The organism is Streptomyces sp. NPDC051555 (assembly GCF_044454405.1).
Taxonomy (GTDB): domain Bacteria; phylum Actinomycetota; class Actinomycetes; order Streptomycetales; family Streptomycetaceae; genus Streptomyces.
In genome coordinates this window covers 1-20,531 of the sequence record NZ_JBITDP010000002.1, presented here as the reverse complement: position 1 = coordinate 20,531, position 20,531 = coordinate 1, and the positions used below count along the sequence as shown (strand labels likewise).

Here is a 20,531-nt window from a genome sequence, read left to right as displayed (position 1 = left end):
CCCCGGGGCTTGAGTGGGCCCGGGGGGTTCGGGCCCCGGGTTTCTGCCCCGGGGGGGCCCCGTCCCTGCGGGGGGGGGGGGCCGGGTGCCCCGCCGCGCGCTCCCTGCATGTCGGCCGCGGGGTGTCTCATCTCACCGTCCGGGATGTGGTCAACATCCGCCCGACCGCGCCGCGTCGACCTAAGCTGACCCCCAGCAGCTGGTTCGCCCCGTCCGCCAGGCGGGATGCGTCGTAAGAGGGAACCCGGTGGGAATCCGGGACTGCCCCGCAGCGGTGAGCGGGAACGACCGCCGTCATACGCACTGGACCCGTACGGGTCTGGGAAGCGACGGCCACTAGGAGCCTGCCGGGAGACCGGCGGACACGCCCGCAAGTCCGAAGACCTGCCCGTTGCCCGCGCACGCACGGTCGTGCGCGGATTTCCTGGTGACCTCGTGGGCGGGTCGGTCGGGGGCGCCCCGGACCTGCTCCGGGGGAACGACGGACGGTCGCAGCCGGTGCCTCGCGCACGGCGGTGCGACGGGCCGTCCGCTCTGCCACCCCTTCGCGCCTCGCGTCCGTCACCGGGACTCATGGAGACGTACTCGCGAAGGAGAGTTCCGTGACATCGCAGGACACCACCCGTTCCACCACCACCCGTTCCACCACCTCCGCGGCCGCGCCGGACCCGGCCGTACGGGCGACCGTCCATGGCTACCCCCGGCAGGGGCAGAACCGGGAACTGAAGAAGGCCGTCGAGGGCTACTGGAAGGGCCGGGTCGGGGCCGACGCCCTCCGGGAGACCGCCGCGACCCTGCGCCGGACCCACTGGCGGCAGTTGGCCGAAGCGGGCATCGGCGAGGTGCCCACCGGTGACTTCTCGTACTACGACCACGTCCTCGACACCAGCGTCATGGTCGGCGCCGTCCCGCCCCGCCACCGCGCCGCCGTCGAAGCGGACGCGCTGGACGGCTACTTCGCCATGGCCCGCGGCACCCAGGACGTGGCGCCGCTGGAGATGACCAAGTGGTTCGACACCAACTACCACTACCTGGTCCCGGAGCTGGGCCCCGACACCGAGTTCACCGCCGACTCCGCCAAGCAGGTCGCCGAGCTGAGGGAGGCCCTGGCGCTCGGGCTGAACGCCCGCCCGGTGCTGGTCGGACCGGTCACCTACCTCCTGCTGGCCAAGCCCGCCCCGGGCGTGCCCGACGACTTCCAGCCGATCACCCTGCTCGACCGGCTGCTGCCCGTCTACGCCGAGGTGCTCGCCGACCTGCGCGCGGCGGGCGCCCAGTGGGTTCAGCTCGACGAGCCGGCCCTGGTCCAGGACCGCACCCCGGCCGAGTTGGGCGCGGCCGCCCGCACCTACCGAGAGCTGGGCGCGCTGGCCGAACGCCCCAAGCTGCTCGTCGCCTCGTACTTCGACCGGCTCGGCGAGGCGCTGGCGGTCCTGGCCAAGGCCCCCGTCGACGGTCTCGCCCTCGACTTCACCGACCGGGCCGCCGGCAACCTCGCCGACCTGGCCGCTGTCGGTGGCCTGCCCGGGAAGCGCCTGGTCGCGGGCGTGGTCAACGGCCGCAACGTCTGGATCAACGACCACGAGGCCTCCCTCGCCACGCTCGGCACCCTGCTCGGTCTCGCGGGCAGCGTCGACGTCTCCTCCTCCTGCTCCCTCCTGCACGTCCCGCTGGACGTCACCGCCGAGCGCGACGTCGACCCCCAGGTGCGGCGCTGGCTGGCCTTCGCCCGGCAGAAGACCGCCGAGATCACCGTCCTGGCCCGCGGCCTCGCGCAGGGCACGGACTCCATCGCCGCCGAACTCGCCGCGAACCGCGCCGACCTCGCCTCCCGGGCGCACTCGCCGATCACCCACGACCCGGCCGTGCGCGCCCGCACCGCGGCCGTCACCGACGCCGACGGGCGCCGCTCCCAGCCCTACGCGCAGCGGGCCGCGGCCCAGCGGACCCACCTCGGCCTGCCCCTGCTGCCCACGACGACCATCGGCTCCTTCCCACAGACCACCGAACTGCGCACCGCCCGCGCCGACCTGCGCGCCGGACGGCTCGACGAGGCCGGCTACGAGCGCCGCATCGAGGCCGAGATCCGCGAGGTGATCGCCTTCCAGGAGAAGACCGGCATCGACGTCCTCGTGCACGGCGAACCCGAACGCAACGACATGGTCCAGTACTTCGCCGAGCAGCTGACCGGCTACCTGGCCACCCAGCACGGCTGGGTCCAGTCCTACGGCACCCGCTACGTCCGGCCGCCCGTCCTGGCCGGGGACATCTCCCGCCCCGATCCGATGACCGTGCGCTGGACCACGTACGCGCAGGCGCAGACGGCGAAGCCGGTCAAGGGCATGCTGACCGGCCCGGTCACCATGCTCGCCTGGTCCTTCGTCCGGGACGACCAGCCCCTCGGCGACACGGCCCGCCAGGTCGCGCTCGCCCTGCGCGACGAGGTGAACGACCTGGAGACGGCGGGTACTTCCGTCATCCAGGTCGACGAGCCGGCCCTGCGCGAGACCCTCCCGCTGCGCGCCGCCGACCACGCCGACTACCTGGCCTGGGCCACCGAGTCCTTCCGGCTCAGCACCAGCGGTGTCCGGCCGGACACCCAGATCCACACCCACATGTGCTACGCCGAGTTCGGCGACATCGTCGCGGCCATCGAGGCCCTCGACGCCGACGTGATCAGCCTGGAGGCCGCCCGCTCGCACATGCAGGTCGCCGACGAACTCGCCGGCGCGGGCTACCCGCGCGAGGTCGGCCCCGGCGTCTGGGACATCCACTCGCCGCGCGTCCCCTCCGCCGACGAGGCCGCGACGCTGCTGCGCAAGGGGCTGGGGGCCATTCCGGCCGAGCGGCTGTGGGTCAACCCCGACTGCGGGCTGAAGACCCGCGGCTGGACCGAGACGAAGGCGTCCCTGGAACACCTCGTCGAGGCCGCGCACCGGGTGCGGGCGCAGCTCGTCACGGACTGAGCGCGCGGCCGGACGGGGACGATCCGAGCGGACCGTCCCCGTCCGGTGCCGCACGCACCGCCCGGTCGGTACGCTCGGTCCCGGGCGACGGGAGGCCACCGATGGGCGCAGCGCCGTACGGGCGGGAGAACGTGCACGGAGACGGTGACGGTGAGCGCGGCGGGGAGCGCCGCGCGCAGCCGGACGGGCTCCGGGACGCGGACCGCGCGGGAGCCGACCCGGGGCTGTACGGGCCCGGATCCGTGACCTGGCAGTGCCACGGCGACCCGATCATGTGGATCGCCGGGGTCCGGGCCCTGTACCTCCAGGCCCTCCACCCGCGGGCCGTCCGCGGCGTCATGGCCAACTCCGACTTCCGCCAGGACGCCTGGGGGCGGTTGCTGCGCACCGCCGACTTCGTCGGCACGATCACCTACGGCACCACCGAGGCCGCCGAGGCGGCCGGAGCCCGGGTCCGCAGGATCCACCGGATGCTGTCCGCGGCCGACCCCGCCACCGGCGACCGCTTCCCCGTCGACGATCCCGAACTCCTGCTGTGGGTGCACTGCGCGCAGATCGATTCCTTCCTGCACACCCTGCGCCGCTCCGGCGTCCCCCTCACCGCCGCGCAGGCCGACCGGTACGTCGACGAGAACCGCACCAACGCCCGCCTCGTCGGTCTCGATCCCGCCGCGGTGCCGGCCACCACCGCGGAGCTGGCCGCGTACTTCGACGAGGTCCGCCCCCGCCTCGCGGCCGGAGCCGACGCCCGCGCCGTCGACGACTTCCTGCGCAGCCCGCCCGTTCACCCGCTCCTCGTGCCTGGCCGAAACCTGTTGTGGCGGCCGCTCGCCGGACTGGCCTACGGGTCCCTCCCGGCGTACGCGCACCAGCTGTACGGGCGCGCCGCTCCCGCCCCACGCAGCGTCACCCGACGCTTGCGCCTCACCGGCCTCGTGCTGCGCAGCATTCCCGCAGGTCTGCGCTGGAAGCTGCCGCCAGGTCACATCTTGAGAGCGATGCGCCGCATGGGCCCCGGGAGCCGCCCCTCGACGCACGCACTGCGCACTTCAGCGGCCATACTGGACCGGCCGGGGAGGGTGGCGCACGACAACGGGGGCGGCAGTAGGACATGGCTGAGTCCAGACTGATCCAGGGCCGGTACAGGTCGCTCGATCTGATCGGTCGCGGTGGCATGGGTGAGGTGTGGCGCGCCCGCGACGAGTCGCTGGGGCGACATGTCGCAGTAAAGTGCCTCAAACCACTCGGCGCAGAGCAGGACGCCCACTTCACGCAGGTGCTGCGCGAGCGCTTCCGGCGCGAGGCGCGCGTCGCCGCCTCGCTCCAGCACCGGGGCGTCACCGTCGTCCACGACTTCGGGGACGACAGCGCCACCGGCGGGCCCCTCTACCTCGTCATGGAGCTGCTCGAAGGGAGCAATCTCAGCCAGCTCCTGGAGGAGAACGACGCCCGCCCGCTGGCCGTCGACGACGTCGTCGACATCGCGGAACAGCTCGCCGCCGCCCTCGGCTACACCCACGACCAGGGCGTCGTCCACCGCGACCTCAAGCCCGCCAACATCATGCGGCTCACCGACGGCACCGTGAAGATCTGCGACTTCGGCATCGCCCGGCTCGCCGCCGACATCGGCTTCACCGCCAAGCTCACCGGCGGCGGCATGGCCATGGGCACACCGCACTACATGTCGCCCGAGCAGATCGCCGGCGGCGAGGTCGACCACCGCAGCGACCTCTACTCCCTCGGCTGCGTCCTGTACGAGATCGCCACCGGCGCCCCGCCCTTCGACCTCGGCGACTCCTGGTCCGTCCTGGTCGGGCACCGGGACACCGCTCCCGTGCCCCCGCGCCAACACCGCCCGGAGCTCCCCGCCCACTTCGAGCAGGTGGTCCTGGACCTGCTGGCGAAGCGCCCCGAGGACCGGCCCGCCGACGCCCGCGGGCTGCACCGACGGCTCGTCGAGGCCCGCCGCGGCAGCGCCGCCGCGCCCGCGGCGAGCGACGCGCTGCCCGCGTGGGCGCTCGGCATGACCGCCGGCCGCAAGGCGGGCCTGGAGGCCCGCCCGGCGAGCGGCGCGTGGGCGGTGCTGACCGGTTCGTGGACGGCGCCGCGCCCCGCCGCGCCCGTCCGGGAACCCTCCGAGGCGCTCTCGACCCGCGAGTCGGCCCCCCAGCCGCTCCCGGTACCCGTCCCGCAGCCGGAGCCCGCGCCGGCCGCCGCGGACCCCGCCCACGAACCGGCCCACGAACCCGCCCCCGATCGCGGAGCCGGAACCGTCGGCCGGGGCGCGCCCGTGCGGGGCGCCGTACGTCCGCCCGCGGCCGCGGACCCGCGGCTCACGGCCGCCTACGGCCGGCCGAGCCCCCGCCCGCTCGGACCCGACCACCCCGAGACCCTCGCCGCGGTCTCCGCGCACGCCTTCGCCCTCAGCCGGGCCGGGCGCCCGGCCGACGCCCTGGCCGCGCACACCGAGGTCGCCGAGGGCCGGGCCCGCACCCTCGGCCCCGACCACGCCGACACCCTCGCCGCCCGCCAGGAGACGGCGTACGTCCTGGGCCAGCTCGGGCGATACCAGCAGGCGCACGAGGTCTACCTCGCGGTGCTCGCCGCCCGCGAGCGGACCATCGGCGCGGACCACCCGGACACCCTGCGCTGCCGCCACAACCTGGCCTTCAGCCTGAGCCGGCTCGGCCGGCTCGCCGACGCGCACCGCACCGCCGAGGACGTGGCCACCGCCCGGGCCCGGGTGCTCGGCCCGGACCACGAGGACACCCTGCTCACCCGCTACGAGGTCGGCTACGCCCTCGGACAGCTCGGCCGCTGGCAAGAGGCCCTCGCCGCCTACCGCGAGGTCGCCGCGGCCCGCGAGCGGACCCTGGGCCGCGACCACCCCGACACGCTCGCGGCCCGCTACGAGGTCGGCATCGGCCTCGGGCGGCTCGGCCGCACCCCCGAGGCGCTGGACCTCTTCCGCTCGCTCGCGCGCGACCGCACCCGCGGTTACGGCGCCGCCGACCCCGAGACCCTGCGCGCCCGCCACGTCGTCGGCGTCAACCTCGGCCGCCTCGGGCGCTGGGCCGAGGCGGTCGCCGAAGCCCGCCAGGTGGCCGCGCTGCGGGCCCGGACGCTCGGCCCCGACCACCCCGACACGCTGGTCAGCCGCCGCGAGGTCGCGGTGGGCCTGGGGCGGCTCGGCCGCTGGGACGAGGCGCTGCCCGTCTACCAGGAGGTGGCCGGGGCCCGCGAACGCGTGCTCGGCGCCGACCACCCGGACACGGTCGCGGCGCACGCGGACGAGGCCCACTGCCTGGAGCGGCTCGGGCAGGTGTGCTACCAAGAGCCATGACCAAGGAGCAGCGGTTCCAGGGCGTGTACGACGCGGTGATCGTGGGTGGTGGGCACAACGGCCTGGTGGCCGCCGCCTACCTGGCGCGCGCGGGGCGATCGGTCCTCGTCCTGGAGCGGCTCGGCCACACCGGTGGCGCCGCCGTCTCCACCCGCCCCTTCGCGGGGGTCGACGCCCGGCTGTCGCGGTACTCGTATCTGGTGTCGCTGCTGCCGGACAAGATCGTGCGGGAGCTGGGGCTGGAGTTCGCCGTCCGCAAGCGCACGGTGTCCTCGTACACCCCCACCGAGCGCGCCGGCCGCCCGGGCGGACTGCTCGTCGGCGGCGGGGAGGACCGGACCCGGGAGTCCTTCGCCCGACTCACCGGCTCGGATCGGGAGTACGAGAACTGGCGGGCCTTCTACGCGACGACCGCCCGCCTCGCCCGCAAGGTCTTCCCCACCCTCACCGAACCGCTGCCGACCCGGGCGGCGCTGCGCGACCGGATCGACGACGAGAGCGCCTGGCGGATGCTGTTCGAGGAACCGCTGGGACGCGCGGTCGAGGACCGGTTCGCCGACGACCTGGTGCGCGGCGTGGTGCTCACGGACGGTCTGATCGGCACCTTCGCCGACGCCCACGACCCCTCGCTCGCCCAGAACCGCTGCTTCCTCTACCACGTGATCGGCGGCGGCACGGGCGACTGGGACGTGCCGGTCGGCGGCATGGGCGCGCTGACCGACGCGCTCGCGGACGCCGCCCGCGCCGCCGGCGCGCGGATCGTCACCGGGCACGAGGCGGTGCGCATCGACGTCGACCCCGGATCCGGGACGGAGCCGAGCGGGCCCGTGGAGGTCACGTACCGGACCGACCGCGGCGAAGGCCGGGTCGGTGCCCGCAAGGTACTGGTCAACGCCTCCCCGCAGGACCTGGCCCGGCTGCTCGGTGAGGCCGCCCCGGACGCCCCCGAGGGCGCGCAGCTCAAGGTCAACATGCTGCTGCGCAGGCTGCCCCGGCTGCGCGACTCCTCGGTGGACCCGCGCGAGGCCTTCGCCGGCACCTTCCACATCGCGGAGGGCTACGAGCAGCTGGCGCGCGCCCACCGGGAGGCGGCCGCCGGAGAGCTGCCCTCCGCACCGCCCTCGGAGATCTACTGCCACTCGCTGACCGACGCCTCGATCCTCGGCGCGGACCTGGTAGGGCGCGGCTACCAGACGCTCACGCTGTTCGGACTGCACGCCCCGGCCCGGCTGTTCGAGAAGGACAACGCCGGCGCCCGGGAGGTCCTGCTCGCCGCGACGCTGGCGCAGTTGGACGCGCACCTGGCCGAACCGCTCGCGGACTGCCTGGCCGTCGACGCCGACGGCCGCCCCTGCGTCGAGGCGAAGACCCCGCTCGACCTGGAACGCGAACTGCGCCTGCCCGGCGGGCACATCTTCCACCGGGACCTGTCCTGGCCCTTCGCCGAGCCGGGTGCCGGGCGTTGGGGCGTGGAGACCCGGCACCCCGACGTGCTCCTGTGCGGGGCGGGCGCGGCGCGCGGCGGCGGGGTCAGCGGGGTGCCGGGGCACAATGCGGCCATGGCGGTCCTGGGCCGCTGACCCGGCCCCTCGCGTTACGCGCCGACCGGCTCGATCACCACGATCGGGATCTCGCGGTCGGTCTTGGTCTGGTAGTCGTCGTAGGCGGGCCAGTGCCCGACCATCAGGGGCCAGGCCTCGGCGCGCTCCGCGGGGTCGGCCGTGCGGGCCGTGCCCTGGAGGACCTCGGGTCCGACCTGGATGCGGACCTCGGGGTGCTCGGAGAGGTTCCGGTACCAGAGCGGGTGCTCGGGGGCGCCGCCCTTGGAGGCGACGATGAAGTACCGCCCGTCCTTCTCGCCGTAGATGAGCGGGGTCCGCACGGGGTTGCCGCTCTTGCGCCCAAGGGTGGTCAGGAGCAGGGTCTGGGTGCCGTTCCAGAGCCGTCCTTCGGCTCCACCGGACCCGACGTACTGCTTGACGTGGTCCAGTTGCCAACCGGGCTTGGGGTCGGTCGGGTGGTCCCAGTCGATGTCGGTCATGTGCGGTCCGCCTCCAGGTATCGAAGTTGCCGGTGTTGAACCCTCAACGATCAATAACATTCAGGGATGCGGCGTTATGCCCCGGCGCTTCGGGCGGAACGCCTGCGTCCTCGGACGTGCGGCGGGCACAATTCCTGGGGGTCCGTCAGGGCACGCCCGCACCACCACACTTCCAGGAGCCGTCGGTGTCCTCGCAGGAGTCACAAGAGATCGTCATCACGATCACCCCGCAGCAGGCCGTGCACGGGGTGATCATCCCCGCGCCCCGGGGCCTGGGCAACGCCCGGCTCCGGATACCGCCGAGCCGGGACGGCGACCTCGTACGGGCCCGGCTCGGCGAGACCGAGGTGTTGCTGCGCATCAAGGTGACCCCCGTCCCGGGGCCGGGCGCGGACGCGTGGCCGGGGATGCCCGCACCGGCGCGCCGCTCGGGGGCACGGGGCTGGCTGGTGCTGACCGGCATGATCGCCGCCGTGGTCATCGGGCTGGTGGTGGCGGACAGCGGTGACGACAGCGACGACACCGCGTCGTCCTCCCCGACCTCCACCTCCACCTCCACCGGTACGTACGCCCCCGAGCCCGCGCCCTCCTACACCGCCTGGTCGCCCACCGCGGCCCCGCCGCCGGTGGACACCCCGGTGGGCACCGCCCCCGCCCCCGTCTTCCCGACCCCCGAGGCGGCGCCGACCCCCTTCGACCGGGGCACCTGCCTCAACGGCAAGCTCCCGGACTCCACGACCGCGCAGCGCGTGGACAACGTCCGCGAAGTGCCCTGTTCCGCGTCGGACGCCCACTACAAGGTGATCGAGAGCTTCCCGGGCACCTCCGACATGACGCGCTGCAAGGCCAACCCCAGGACCGAGTACGGCTTCTCCTACACCTACTCCCGCGGGGCGATCACCCTCAACCAGTACGTCTACTGCCTCGTCGGCCTCGGTTCCTACGCGCGCGGCTGAGCGGGGAGCCGTACAGCTCCTCGCTCGTCGGCCCCCCGCCCCGCGGCCCCGCCCCTGTCCGGCGCCTCAGTCCGAGGAGGGGGTCCAGCCCGTGGCCACGAGCCGGGCCGCGTCGTCCGGGCGGTCCTCGGCGAAGAGCAGGCGCGCGCGTTCGGACACGCGGATGACGTCGACGTACACCCCGCGCCCGACGTAGCGCCCGGTGGCCTCGTGGCTCAGGCGCAGGTGGACCTCACGACCGGCCCAGTCGGCCAGGGGGGCCTCCAGACGGTGCCAGATGCGGCCCGACCAGCCCGTGACCGTGCCGTGCGGCCACTGCTCGGGGCTGCCTCCCGTGGCGCGCACCGTGCTGAACGGCACCGGCTGCCAGGGGCCGTCCGGGCCGGGCGACGCCTCGACGAAGAAGCCGCCGCCGCCGGGGACCGTGTCCCACCACACCGCGCACCGCAGCCGCGCCTGCGTCGTGGCGGGCGTGAGCGGAGGCAGGACGAGCGTGCCCGAGGCGGCGGGGGTGGTCCCGGAGAACCACGCGGGGCCGCCGTGCCGGGTGCGGACGGGGACCGCCCGGGCGAAGGCGTTGCCGACCGCCACCCGGGGCGCGCTACCCGCCCGCCAGGTCCGTACGGGGTGCACCGAGTTGCCCAGCAGGATCAGGAACGAGTCCGTGGAGGGGTCCAGGACCAGCGAGGTGCCGGTGAAGCCGGTGTGCCCGGCGGAGTGGGGCGTGGCCATGGCGCCCATGTACCAGTGCTGGTAGAGCTCGAAGCCGAGGCCGTGGTCGTCGCCCGGGAAAGCGGTGTTGAAGTCGGTGAAGAGCAGTTCGACGGAGGCGGGGCGCAGGATCCGCTTCCCGGCGTACGCGCCGCCGTCGAGCAGGGTGCGGGCGAGGACGGCCAGGTCCCAGGCGGTGCCGAAGACCCCCGCGTGCCCGGCCACCCCGCCGAGCGCGTGGGCGTTCTCGTCGTGCACCTCGCCCCACACCAGCCCCCGGTCCAGCCCCGACCAGGGCGGGCGCTGGACCTCGGTGGCGGCGGTCACCCGGCGCCACGAGAGCGGGGGATTGAACCGCGTGCGGTGCATCCCGAGCGGAATGGTGATCTCGTCGCGGAGCAGGACGTCCAGGGTGCGACTGGTGATCCGTTCCAGGAGCAGTTGTAGCGCGATCAGATTCAGGTCCGAGTACCGGTACACGGTTCCGGGCGTGTCCTGCGGCCGCACCGACCACAGCAGCCTCAGCTGCCCCGCCCGCGTGGGCTCCTGGTAGAACGGCGCCCACGACCGCAGCCCCGACGTGTGGGTCAGCAGCTGGCGGACCGTGATCGCCTCCTTGCCGCCGCCGGTGAACTCCGGCAGATAGCGCACCGCGGGGGCTTCGAGCTCCAGCCGCCCCCGCTCCATCTGCTGCACGGCCAGCACCGAGGTGAACAGCTTGCTCAGCGAGGCCAGGTCGAAGACCGTGTCCTCGCTCATCGCGATCCGTTCCGCGGCGGGGAACTCCAGGGCCCGGTCGGTCCGGCCGTCGTAGTCCGCGTACCGGACCGCGTCGCCCATCGCCCGGTGCAGGGCCACGGTACGACCGCGCCCGGCGAGCACCACGGCCCCCGCGTAGTAGGGGTGTTCGGGGGAGGGGCCGAGGAAGCGCCGGGCCTCGTCCGCCGTCGCCTCCAGGTGCCGCTCCAGAAGTCCTGCCTGGCGGGCGGAGCCGTAGCGCAGGCGCAGCCCTTGCAGGGCCCGCCGCTCCACCGGGTTCCCGCCGGCGCCGGAGCCCGCCCCCGTGCCGTCCGCACCCCGGGCGCCCCGACCGGCCGCCCCGGCCGGGCCCCCGGGCAGCGCCGCGTGCACCAGCAGCACCCCGCCCAGCGCGAGCAGGCGCGCCCCGAGCCGTCTGCGGGTCGGCCCGTCGGCCGGCCCGCCGCGCCGACTCGCCGCCGCCGCGACGGACTTTGGGACCTCCGCGGGCTTCGGGACCTGCGCGGGCTTCGGGACCTGCGCGGGCCGTTCGCCGTCCGGCCCGTCCTCCCCGCCCCCGACCGCCGCGCCCCCGACGACCCCCGTGTCCTGGCTCATGACCGGCCCTCCTGTCCGCTGCCCTGCGCGCCACCCAGTATCTGCCCGCACACCCCACCGACCCCGTCACGACCGGCCCGCAAAGAATCTGACACAGCATCAGAAAATCTCTTCCCTCGCGCCGCGCCCTGCGGCATCCTGCCGCCCATGGAGACGGAGCTGAGCAAGAAACTCGGAGTCGAACACGCCATCTTCGGCTTCACGCCCTTCCCGGCGGTCGCCGCGGCCATCACCCGCGCGGGCGGCTTCGGCGTCCTCGGCGCGGTCCGGTACACCGCCCCGGACGACCTGAGGCGCGACCTCGACTGGATGCAGGAGCACACCGACGGCAAGCCCTACGGCCTCGACGTCGTCATGCCCGCCAAGAAGGCCGTGGACGGGATCTCCGAGGCCGACATCGAGGCGATGATCCCCGCCGGGCACCGGGAGTTCGTCCGCGAGACCCTCGCCAAGCACCAGGTCCCCGAACTCGCCGACGGCGAGGCCTCCGGCTGGCGGATCACCGGCTGGATGGAACAGGTCGCCCGCAACCAGCTCGACGTGGCCTTCGAGTACCCGATCAAGCTCCTCGCCAACGCCCTCGGTTCCCCGCCCGCCGACGTCATCCGGCGCGCCCACGACCACGGGGTCCTCGTCGCCGCCCTCGCCGGGACCGCCACGCACGCCCGCCGCCACGCCGAGGCGGGCATCGACATCGTCGTCGCCCAGGGCTACGAGGCCGGCGGCCACACCGGCGACATCGCCACGATGGTCCTCGTGCCCGAGATCGTCGAGGCCGTCGCCCCGCTCCCGGTCCTCGCCGCGGGCGGCATCGGCAGCGGCGAACAGATCGCCGCCGGACTCGCCCTCGGCGCGCAGGGGGCCTGGCTCGGATCGCTCTGGCTCACCACCACCGAGGCGGACCTGCACTCCCGCGCGCTCACCGAGAAGCTGCTCGCCGCCGGCTCCGGCGACACCGTCCGCTCCCGCGCCCTGACCGGCAAACCCGCCCGCCAACTGCGCACCGAGTGGACCGACGCCTGGGACGACCCGGCCGGTCCCGGCGCGCTCCCCATGCCGCTCCAGGGCCTGCTCGTCGCCGAAGCGGTCTCCCGCATCCAGAAGTACGAGGTCCAGCCGCTGCTGGGCACCCCCGTCGGCCAGATCGTCGGCCGGATGAACAGTGAGCGCAGCGTCCAGGCCGTCTTCGACGACCTCACCCGGGGCTTCGAACGCGCCATCGACCGCATCACCCGCATCGCGGGCCGGTCCGGGCCGGTCCGCAAGGAGGAGCTCCCGTCATGACCCCGCCCCCCAGCACCCCCGCCCAGGGCCCCAACGGCTTCTGGGCCCAGGCGAGCGCCGAACCCGACCGCGTCGTGCTCGTCACCCCCGAGGGCGAGGAGTGGACGGCCGCGCGCCTGCACGCCGACGTCAACCGGCTGGTCCACGGCCTGCGCGCGGCCGGTCTGGAGCGCGGTGACGTCTTCGCCGTGGTCCTGCCCAACGGGGTCGAGTTCTTCACCGCCTACCTCGCCGCCTCCCAGGCCGGCTTCTACCTCGTTCCGGTCAACCACCACCTGGTCGGCCCCGAGATCGCCTGGATCGTCTCCGACTCCGGCGCCAAGGTGCTCATCGCCCACGAGCGTTTCGCCGGGGCCGCCACCGACGCGGCCGACGAGGCGGGCCTGCCCGCGAGCCACCGCTACGCCATCGGAGCCGTGGACGGCTTCCGCCCGTACGCCGAACTCCTCGACGGGCAGAGCGACGCGCCGCCCGCCGACCGGACCCTCGGCTGGGTCATGAACTACACCTCCGGCACCACCGGCCGCCCGCGCGGCATCCGCCGCCCACTGCCCGGCAAGCTCCCGGAGGAGACCTACCTCGGCGGGTTCCTCGGCATCTTCGGCATCCGCCCCTTCGACGGGAACGTCCACCTGGTCTGCTCGCCGCTCTACCACACGGCCGTGCTCCAATTCGCGGGCGCCTCCCTGCACATCGGCCACCCGCTGGTGCTCATGGACAAATGGACGCCCGCCGAGATGCTGCGGCTGATCGACGCACACGGCGCCACGCACACCCACATGGTGCCCACCCAGTTCCACCGCCTGCTCGCGCTCCCGCAGGAGGTCAAGGACGGCTACGACGTCACCTCGATGCGCCACGCCATCCACGGCGCCGCGCCCTGCCCCGACCACGTCAAGCGGGCGATGATCGAGTGGTGGGGGAGCTGCGTGGAGGAGTACTACGCGGCCAGCGAGGGCGGCGGCGCCTTCGCCACCGCGGAGGACTGGCTGAAGAAGCCCGGTACGGTCGGCAAGGCATGGCCCATCAGTGAGCTGGCGGTCTTCGACGACGACGGCAACCGGCTGCCCGCCGGGGAACTCGGCACCGTCTACATGAAGATGAGCACCGGCGGCTTCAGCTACCACAAGGACGAGGGCAAGACGCGGAAGAACCGGATCGGGGACTTCTTCACCGTCGGCGACCTCGGCCTGATGGACGAGGAGGGCTACCTCTTCCTCCGCGACCGCAAGATCGACATGATCATCTCGGGCGGGGTCAACATCTACCCGGCCGAGATCGAGTCCGCCCTGCTCACCCACCCGGCCGTCGCCGACGCCGCCGCCTTCGGCATCCCGAGCGGGGACTGGGGCGAGGAGGTCAAGGCGGTCATCGAGGCCGCGGAGGGCCACGAGCCGGGCGAGGCGCTGGCCGCCGAGATCCTGGCGCACTGCGAGCAGCAGTTGGCCGGGTTCAAACGGCCCAGGACCGTGGACTTCATCGGGACCATGCCCCGCGACCCCAACGGCAAGCTCTACAAGCGGCGGCTGCGCGATCCGTACTGGGAGGGGCGCGAGCGCGCCGTGTGAGAGGCGACGCGCGGGCCGGTTGCCCGAAAGGCCCTGACATTTTGTGAGATGTTCCACGTCAGGGCTCCGGCGGCGCGCCTTGCGCCGCACCGCGGCGGCAGTTCTGGCAGCGTGGCCGTATGAGTACGGCAACCCGCACGTCCCCCCTGACCGACTGGACCCTGGTGGTCCCCGTGGTGGCGCTCGTCGCGCTCGCCCTCAGCTGGGGGCGCGACCTGCCCTCGTTCGCGGTGGCGCTCGTCGCCCTGTGCCTCGGGGGCGCGGTCCTGGCCGCCGTCCACCACGCCGAGGTGGTCGCGCACCGGGTCGGCGAGCCCTTCGGCTCCCTCGTCCTCGCCGTCGCCGTCACCGTCATCGAAGTGGCCCTCATCGTCACGCTGATGGCCGACGGCGGGGAGGGGACGTCCTCCCTCGCGCGCGACACCGTCTTCGCCGCGGTCATGATCACCTGCAACGGCATCGTCGGGCTCTCGCTGCTGGTCGGCGCCCTGCGCAACCGGGTCGCCGTCTTCAACGCCGAGGGCTCCGGCGCGGCGCTCGCCACCGTCGCCACCCTCGCCGTCCTCAGCCTGGTCATCCCGACCTTCACCACGAGCAAGCCGGGCCCCGAGTTCTCCACCGCGCAGCTCGCCTTCGCCGCCGTCGCCTCACTGGCCCTCTACGGACTGTTCATTGCGGTCCAGACGGTCCGTCACCGCGACTACTTCCTGCCCGTGGACACCGCCGCGAAGAAGCGCCGCGAGGCGGCCGGGGAAGAAGAGGAGCACGCGGAGCCGCCGACCGCCCGGGCCGCGCTGATCAGCGTCGGCCTGTTGCTGGTCGCCCTCGTCGCCGTCGTCGGGAACGCCAAGGCCGTCTCGCCCACCATCGAGTCGGGCGTCGCGAAGGCCGGTCTGCCGCACGCCGTCGTCGGTGTGATCATCGCGCTGCTCGTGCTCGCGCCCGAAACCCTCGCCGCCGTCCGCGCGGCCCGCCGCGACCGCGTCCAGACCAGCCTCAACCTCGCCTACGGCTCCGCCATCGCGAGCATCGGCCTGACCATCCCGTCCATCGCCCTCGCCTCGGTCTGGCTCACCGGACCGTTGCTGCTGGGACTCGGCCCGATCCACATGGTGCTGCTCGCCCTCACCGTCGTGGTCAGCGCCCTGACCATCGTGCCGGGCCGCGCGACCCTGCTCCAGGGCGGGGTGCACCTGGTCCTGCTGGCCTCCTACCTGTTCCTCGCGGTCAGTCCCTGAAGCGTGCCCCGGTGGTGCGTGCGCCGACCCGCGAGGACCGGCGCACGCACCACCGGCCCCTCAGCGGCGCTCGCGCGGCCAGACCACGCGCAGGGCGGGCGAGGTGAGGATGTCCTTCTCGCAGTACCGCGAGGTCACCCAGCGCTCACCGGAGAACAGCCGGGTCTGGTCGGCGTAGTACGGCGAGTTCGGGTTCGAGGACTGGCTGTACGACAGCAGCGTGCGGGCCACGGGGCAGCGGCTGCCGTCCCAGCCGACCGCCTGGATGTGGCTCGAACCGTGCACCACCTCCGTGTAGCCGCCACCGGCCGCGTTCCACACGGCCTCCACCTTGTCCCACACCCCGAGCGCCTCGGTGCCGCCGCCGACCGGGATCCGCCGGCCGTCGCGCACCACGAACTGGTTCTCGCCGAGCGGCGCGTCCAGTGCGATGCCCGCCGCCTTCAGCTCCGCGACCGTGTCCGCCAGGGCCCGCCCGATACCGGGCGCCGACCGGTTCAGGGTGCGGGGCGTGCGGACCGGGTCGGCCGCCGAGAACGGCACCTGCCACAGGTCCTTCGCCGTCGTCGTCGCCGTCAGCCGCCGCCAGAACCGGTCGAAGAGCAGCGCGCCCCGGCTGGCCGTCTCGGCCGTACGGTCCCAGCGCGCCAGCACCGGGCAGGCCGCCGAGACGTCCACCGCCGAGCCGTCGCTCGCGGTCGCCGTACCGCCCGGCAGGGCCGCACAGGCGTGCGCCGCGTCGGCGGCCGCCAGGTCACCGGCCGGAACCCGGTTCGCGAACTGCTGGGCCTGGAGGTCCGCCACCGTCAGGGCGCCCTTGGCCGCCATCGCCGACACGTCCTCCAGCGCGCCGCGCGTGCGCAGCGACCGGGGCGTACCGGTGTTGCCCCACACCCGCTCGTAGCCGGTGAGCGGATGCTCCGCGTTCGCCAGCCAGGCACTGTCGTTGGAGTTCTCGGCGTACACCGCGTCCCGCAGGGTCGGCGCCTTCGCCGGGCCGAACACCCCCGGCTGCACCGCGTCCGGGTCCGACCCCAGGGCGCAGTCGCCGCGCGAGCCGTCCAGCACCGCGAGACCGGCCGACGGGTAGGTCGCCCGGCCCAGTGGGGTGGAGCAGCGGGCCGCCAGCTCGTCCGTGATCCGGGGCACGATCTGGGACTGGGCGAAGAGGGTCGCACCCGCCGCATCGGCGGCCAGCGTGTTGACCCAGGGCAGCCCCTGCGTGCGCCGTTGGGCGTCCTGGATCCCGGCCACCGAGCGGGCCTTGCCCATCGCGAGGGCGGTGTCGAAGGCCCGCAGGTTCACGGCGTTCGGGTCGTTCAGCGCATAGGCGGTGGTCGCGGACCAGGGCAGCGGCAGGCCCGCCCCGAGGGAGGTGACGACCGGGCCGAAGCGGGTCCACCACTGGGTGCGGCCGACCGGTGCGCCCCCCTTGACCGGGACGCTGACGGTCCGGGGCACCATCTTCTCGGACACGCCGTCGACCACGTAGGCGGTCGGGTCCGCCGGGTCCAGCGCGAGCTGGTGCAGGTTGACCGGGGTACCGGTCGCCACGGTGTGGCTCCAGGCGACCTTGTCGTTGAAGCCGATGTTGACGACGACGGTGCCGAGCAGGGAACCGCCGGAGACGTTCAGCTCGCCGGGGATGGTCTGCTGCGACTGCCAGAACCGGCGGCCGCCCTGCCAGGGATAGTGCGGGTTGCCGAGCAGCAGGCCGCTGCCGCTCGCCGTGGCCGACCCCGCGAAGGCCACCGCGTTGGAACCCATGTCGTAGCGCGAGGTGTCGAAGAACTGCCGGGCCGCCTCCGCCGCGGCCGCCGGGTCGATCCCGCCACCGGGCGCCGGCGCGCTCGTGGCTCCCGCGCCCGTACGGGCCCCCGCGCCCGGAGCGGCGGCGGGCGGCTGCGCCGCGGTGATCCCGTCGATCCCGCGCCCCTGGCCGCCGAGCACCGCGACGGCGTACCCCCGGGCCGCCACGTCGACAGCCGTCACGGGCCGCACCCAGGCGGCCCCCTTGCAGGCCGGATCCGTGATCTTGTTCTGCGCCAGCCAGGCGTTGTACCCGGCGGCCCAGCCGCGCATCAGCTCCTTGACGTCCTTCCCGGGCCCGGCGGGCGCGGGCGTGGCCAGCAGCTTCTCGACCGTGCCCGTCTGCCGGACGCCCTTGAAGTACAGGTCGCTGGAGAGGTTCCCGACGGCGGAGGAGAGGGAGCCGTCGGGGGCCGCGTCGGGCCCGAACCAGCGCGAACGCTCGCCGGACACCGTCAGGAACCCGTCGGCCAGCACGCAGACCTGGTCCGCGGCCTGTGCCCAGCCGGTGCCGAAGCCGAGGTCGGCGTAGTCCTTGGCGAGGATGTGCGGGACGCCGTTCTCCGTGTAGCGGACGAGGGCGGACAGACCGCCCCCGGACGGGGCCCGGGCGGCCCCCGCGTCGGCGGCGGCCGAGGCCGCGGCCGGAGGGACCGCGGCGGCCGCCGCGAGCAGCGCGGCGCCGGTGAGGGCGATCCGGCGAAGTGCGGGGCGGGTGCGGAAACGCAACGTGCCTCCCAAGTAGCCTTCGAATGACTGCGGTTACGCGTGAAACCGGTGGTGCGCTTGCCGTGCCCCCACACTCATGCAGGCAAGCTGATGATCTGTCAACAATCCGTGTTCCAGGATGAGATGAGGATGGCTCCATGACGCAGGTGCGGCACAACACCGTCGACGGGCTCCTGCGCGACACCGCGCTGCGCCTGCCCGAGCGGGTCGCGGTCCGCTATCGGACGCGGGAGTGGACCTACCGCGCGCTCGACCGGGCGGTCTCCGCAGCGGCCGCCGTACTGACCGACGGCTACGGCCTGCGGCCCGGCGACCGGGTGGCCACCTTCGCCCACAACTGCGACGCCTACCTGATCGCCTTCCTCGGCTGCGCCCGGGCCGGGCTGGTGCACGTCCCGGTCAACCAGAACCTCACCGGCGAGGACCTCGCGCACATCCTGGACGACTCCGCGAGCGCGCTGGTGCTGGCCGACCCGGACCTCGCCCCGCGGGTACCGGACGGGCGTCCGGTCCGGGCGCTGCGCGACGCCCCCGGGTCCTTCCTGGCGGCGCTGGCCGGGCAGGCCCCGTACGAGGGCGGCGGTGATCCGCAGGACGTGGTCCAGCTGCTGTACACCTCCGGCACCACCGCGCTGCCGAAGGGCGCGATGATGACCCACGCGGCGCTGTGCCACGAGTACGAGAGCGCGATCGAGGCGCTGGACCTGACCGCGGACGACCGGCCGCTGCACTCGCTGCCGCTCTACCACTCGGCGCAGATGCACGTCTTCCTGCTGCCCTACCTCGCGGTCGGGGCCGAGAACACGGTGCTCGACGCACCCGTCGCGGAAGAGATCTTCGACCGGGTGGAGGCGGGCGGGGCGGACAGCCTCTTCGCCCCGCCCACGGTGTGGATCGCCCTGGCCGACCACCCCGAGTTCGCCACCCGCGAGCTGGGCGGGCTGCGCAAGGCGTACTACGGCGCCTCGATCATGCCGGTGCCCGTCCTGGAACGGCTGCTCGCGCGACTGCCCGGGCTCGGGTTCTACAACTGCTTCGGGCAGAGCGAGATCGGCCCGCTGGCGACCGTCCTGGGGCCGACCGAGCACGAGGGCCGGATGGACTCCTGCGGGCGTCCGGTGCGCCACGTCGAAGCCCGGGTGGTCGACGAGGACGGCGCGCCGGTGCCCGACGGCACGGCCGGCGAGGTGGTCTACCGGTCCCCGCAGCTCTGCCTGGGCTACTGGAACGACCCGGAGGCGACGGCGCGGGCCTTCCGGGACGGCTGGTTCCGCTCGGGCGACCTCGCGGTGCGCGACGCCGAGGGCTACTTCACGGTGGTCGACCGGATGAAGGACGTGATCAACTCCGGCGGGGTGCTGGTCGCCTCCCGCCAGGTCGAGGACGCGCTCTACACCCACCCGGGGGTGGCGGAGGCGGCGGTGGTCGGGCTGCCCGACGACCGCTGGATCGAGGCGGTCACGGCCGTGGTGGTGCCGCGCGGGGCGGTGACCGAGGCGGAGCTGATGGCGTACGCCCGGGAGAAGCTCGCCCACTTCAAGGCGCCGAAGCGGATCCTCTTCGTGGACGCCCTGCCCCGCAACGCCAGCGGCAAGATCCTCAAGCGCGAGCTCCGGGACCGCTACCGCACGGGGAAGTAGGGACCGGAGCCCCGGGCCCCCGCGCCGCGGAACGCCGCGGTGCGGGGGCCGCCGCATGCCCGGCCGGGCCTTTCACCCGGAGACAGCGGGGCGTTTTACCCCGAGGCAGCGGGCCTTTTACCTGGAGGCGTGAGGTCCGTCAAGTCCCGAATGTCCGGAACGTGACCCTGGTGTGGCGCTCGGGCTTACTGGTGATGCGGGCCAAGCCGGAAAGCGAACAAGGCGAAGAACCGCAGGATCCCGGATCCCCGGGACACCAGAACCCCCGATGTTCCTGAGGAGAAGGCCATGAACCGTAAGACGCGCACCAACAACGTTGTCCGTACCAACCGCCGCGGATTCCGACTGGCGACGCTGTTCGCCTCGGCGGCCATGATTTCGGGAGGAGTCCTCATTCCGGCCTCGATGGCGTCGGCGGCCCCGATGCCCGCCCACGTGGCCACCGCCCTTCCGGCAGCCGGAGGCGCCGGAGGTGACGGCGGTGAAGGCGGCGGGGGCCTCATCGGCGGGGGCGGCGGCTCCGGCGGGTCCGGTGGCGGCAGCGTCACCGGCGTCGGCGGCGCCGGCGGCAACGGCGGCAAGGGCGGAGAAGGTGTCCTCTCCGGTGGCGGCGGCGGTGGCGGTGGTGGCGGCGGCGAAGGCGTCATCGGCGGCAACGGCGGCAAGGGCGGCGACGGCGGTGGCGGTCTGTTCGGCGGCACCGCCGGCAACGGTGGCGGTGGCGGCGACGGCGTCCTCGTGGGCGGCAACGGCGGCAAGGGCGGCCACGGCGGCAACGGCGTCTTCCAGGGCGGCGGCGGCGGCAAGGGCGGCAAGGGCGGCCACGGCGGGATCTTCGGTGGCATCGGCGGCGGTGGTGGGGCCGGAGGCTCCAGCATCTTCTGACCGGC

The 20,531-nt window shown here is 74.1% G+C and carries 13 protein-coding genes and 1 riboswitch; of the genes, 10 read left to right on the top strand and 3 right to left on the bottom strand.

What is annotated here, in order from left to right; translation table 11 throughout:
• Positions 1-183: 183 nt before the first annotated feature.
• A riboswitch (cobalamin riboswitch) is annotated at positions 184-407 on the top strand.
• A gap of 195 nt (positions 408-602) precedes the next feature.
• The 4 genes from metE (at position 603) to ACIBEA_RS04695 (ending at position 7,889) form a co-directional block, all read left to right on the top strand.
• Complete coding sequence (metE, locus tag ACIBEA_RS04710; protein WP_399257977.1) at positions 603-2,966, top strand: 5-methyltetrahydropteroyltriglutamate--homocysteine S-methyltransferase; 2,364 nt, start codon at positions 603-605, stop codon at positions 2,964-2,966.
• Positions 2,967-3,067: 101 nt separating this feature from the next.
• Positions 3,068-4,096 carry an oxygenase MpaB family protein gene (locus ACIBEA_RS04705; protein WP_399257975.1) on the top strand — a complete coding sequence of 343 codons (1,029 nt, stop codon included), beginning with the start codon at positions 3,068-3,070 and terminating at the stop codon, positions 4,094-4,096.
• The gene (locus ACIBEA_RS04700) at positions 4,078-6,309 is read left to right on the top strand and encodes a tetratricopeptide repeat protein (protein ID WP_399257974.1); all 2,232 of its coding nucleotides are present in this window, start codon (positions 4,078-4,080) and stop codon (positions 6,307-6,309) included. The genes ACIBEA_RS04705 and ACIBEA_RS04700 overlap by 19 nt, the downstream gene beginning before the upstream one ends.
• Positions 6,306-7,889: a phytoene desaturase family protein gene (locus ACIBEA_RS04695; RefSeq protein ID WP_399257972.1), complete on the top strand. Its 1,584-nt coding sequence runs from the start codon at positions 6,306-6,308 to the stop codon at positions 7,887-7,889. The genes ACIBEA_RS04700 and ACIBEA_RS04695 overlap by 4 nt, the downstream gene beginning before the upstream one ends.
• A 14-nt stretch (positions 7,890-7,903) precedes the next feature.
• Here ACIBEA_RS04695 and ACIBEA_RS04690 read toward each other — a convergent pair whose 3' ends face one another.
• The gene (locus ACIBEA_RS04690; RefSeq protein WP_399257970.1) at positions 7,904-8,350 is read right to left on the bottom strand and encodes a nitroreductase family deazaflavin-dependent oxidoreductase; all 447 of its coding nucleotides are present in this window, start codon (positions 8,348-8,350) and stop codon (positions 7,904-7,906) included.
• A 185-nt stretch (positions 8,351-8,535) separates the two neighbouring features.
• Here ACIBEA_RS04690 and ACIBEA_RS04685 point away from each other — a divergent pair, with 185 nt between their 5' ends.
• Positions 8,536-9,306, top strand: coding sequence for a hypothetical protein (locus tag ACIBEA_RS04685; RefSeq protein WP_399257968.1), 771 nt, complete (start codon positions 8,536-8,538; stop codon positions 9,304-9,306).
• Between the two features lie 66 nt (positions 9,307-9,372).
• Here ACIBEA_RS04685 and ACIBEA_RS04680 read toward each other — a convergent pair whose 3' ends face one another.
• Positions 9,373-11,373, bottom strand: a complete 2,001-nt coding sequence (locus ACIBEA_RS04680; protein ID WP_399257966.1) for a serine hydrolase — start codon at positions 11,371-11,373, stop codon at positions 9,373-9,375.
• Positions 11,374-11,520: 147 nt separating this feature from the next.
• Between ACIBEA_RS04680 and ACIBEA_RS04675 the strand changes: the two genes are divergently transcribed.
• The 3 genes from ACIBEA_RS04675 to ACIBEA_RS04665 all read left to right on the top strand — a co-directional run bounded on the left by ACIBEA_RS04675 (position 11,521) and on the right by ACIBEA_RS04665 (position 15,463).
• Complete coding sequence (locus tag ACIBEA_RS04675) at positions 11,521-12,657, top strand: nitronate monooxygenase (RefSeq protein WP_399257964.1); 1,137 nt, start codon at positions 11,521-11,523, stop codon at positions 12,655-12,657.
• On the top strand, positions 12,654-14,225 hold the full coding sequence (locus ACIBEA_RS04670; RefSeq protein WP_399257962.1) for an acyl-CoA synthetase: 1,572 nt from the start codon (positions 12,654-12,656) through the stop codon (positions 14,223-14,225). The genes ACIBEA_RS04675 and ACIBEA_RS04670 overlap by 4 nt, the downstream gene beginning before the upstream one ends.
• A gap of 119 nt (positions 14,226-14,344) precedes the next feature.
• A complete protein-coding gene (locus tag ACIBEA_RS04665; RefSeq protein ID WP_399257960.1) occupies positions 14,345-15,463 on the top strand; it encodes a calcium:proton antiporter in 1,119 nt (372 codons plus the stop codon).
• Between the two features lie 60 nt (positions 15,464-15,523).
• Here ACIBEA_RS04665 and ACIBEA_RS04660 read toward each other — a convergent pair whose 3' ends face one another.
• On the bottom strand, positions 15,524-18,001 hold the full coding sequence (locus tag ACIBEA_RS04660) for a penicillin acylase family protein (protein WP_399257958.1): 2,478 nt from the start codon (positions 17,999-18,001) through the stop codon (positions 15,524-15,526).
• Between the two features lie 137 nt (positions 18,002-18,138).
• Between ACIBEA_RS04660 and ACIBEA_RS04655 the strand changes: the two genes are divergently transcribed.
• Positions 18,139-19,641 carry a fatty acyl-CoA synthetase gene (locus tag ACIBEA_RS04655; RefSeq protein WP_399257957.1) on the top strand — a complete coding sequence of 501 codons (1,503 nt, stop codon included), beginning with the start codon at positions 18,139-18,141 and terminating at the stop codon, positions 19,639-19,641.
• Positions 19,642-19,929: 288 nt separating this feature from the next.
• A complete protein-coding gene (locus ACIBEA_RS04650; RefSeq protein WP_399257955.1) occupies positions 19,930-20,526 on the top strand; it encodes a hypothetical protein in 597 nt (198 codons plus the stop codon).
• Positions 20,527-20,531: the final 5 nt, after the last annotated feature.

Bases quoted from the DNA above. Each gene is read 5' to 3' on its own strand.
- ACIBEA_RS04705 (WP_399257975.1), top strand. From the start codon at position 3,068: ATGGGCGCAGCGCCGTACGGGCGGGAGAACGTGCACGGAGACGGTGAC.
- ACIBEA_RS04700 (WP_399257974.1), top strand. From the start codon at position 4,078: ATGGCTGAGTCCAGACTGATCCAGGGCCGGTACAGGTCGCTCGATCTG.
- ACIBEA_RS04695 (WP_399257972.1), top strand. From the start codon at position 6,306: ATGACCAAGGAGCAGCGGTTCCAGGGCGTGTACGACGCGGTGATCGTG.
- ACIBEA_RS04690 (WP_399257970.1), bottom strand. From the start codon at position 8,350: ATGACCGACATCGACTGGGACCACCCGACCGACCCCAAGCCCGGTTGG.
- ACIBEA_RS04680 (WP_399257966.1), bottom strand. From the start codon at position 11,373: ATGAGCCAGGACACGGGGGTCGTCGGGGGCGCGGCGGTCGGGGGCGGG.
- ACIBEA_RS04675 (WP_399257964.1), top strand. From the start codon at position 11,521: ATGGAGACGGAGCTGAGCAAGAAACTCGGAGTCGAACACGCCATCTTC.
- ACIBEA_RS04670 (WP_399257962.1), top strand. From the start codon at position 12,654: ATGACCCCGCCCCCCAGCACCCCCGCCCAGGGCCCCAACGGCTTCTGG.
- ACIBEA_RS04665 (WP_399257960.1), top strand. From the start codon at position 14,345: ATGAGTACGGCAACCCGCACGTCCCCCCTGACCGACTGGACCCTGGTG.
- ACIBEA_RS04655 (WP_399257957.1), top strand. From the start codon at position 18,139: ATGACGCAGGTGCGGCACAACACCGTCGACGGGCTCCTGCGCGACACC.
- ACIBEA_RS04650 (WP_399257955.1), top strand. From the start codon at position 19,930: ATGAACCGTAAGACGCGCACCAACAACGTTGTCCGTACCAACCGCCGC.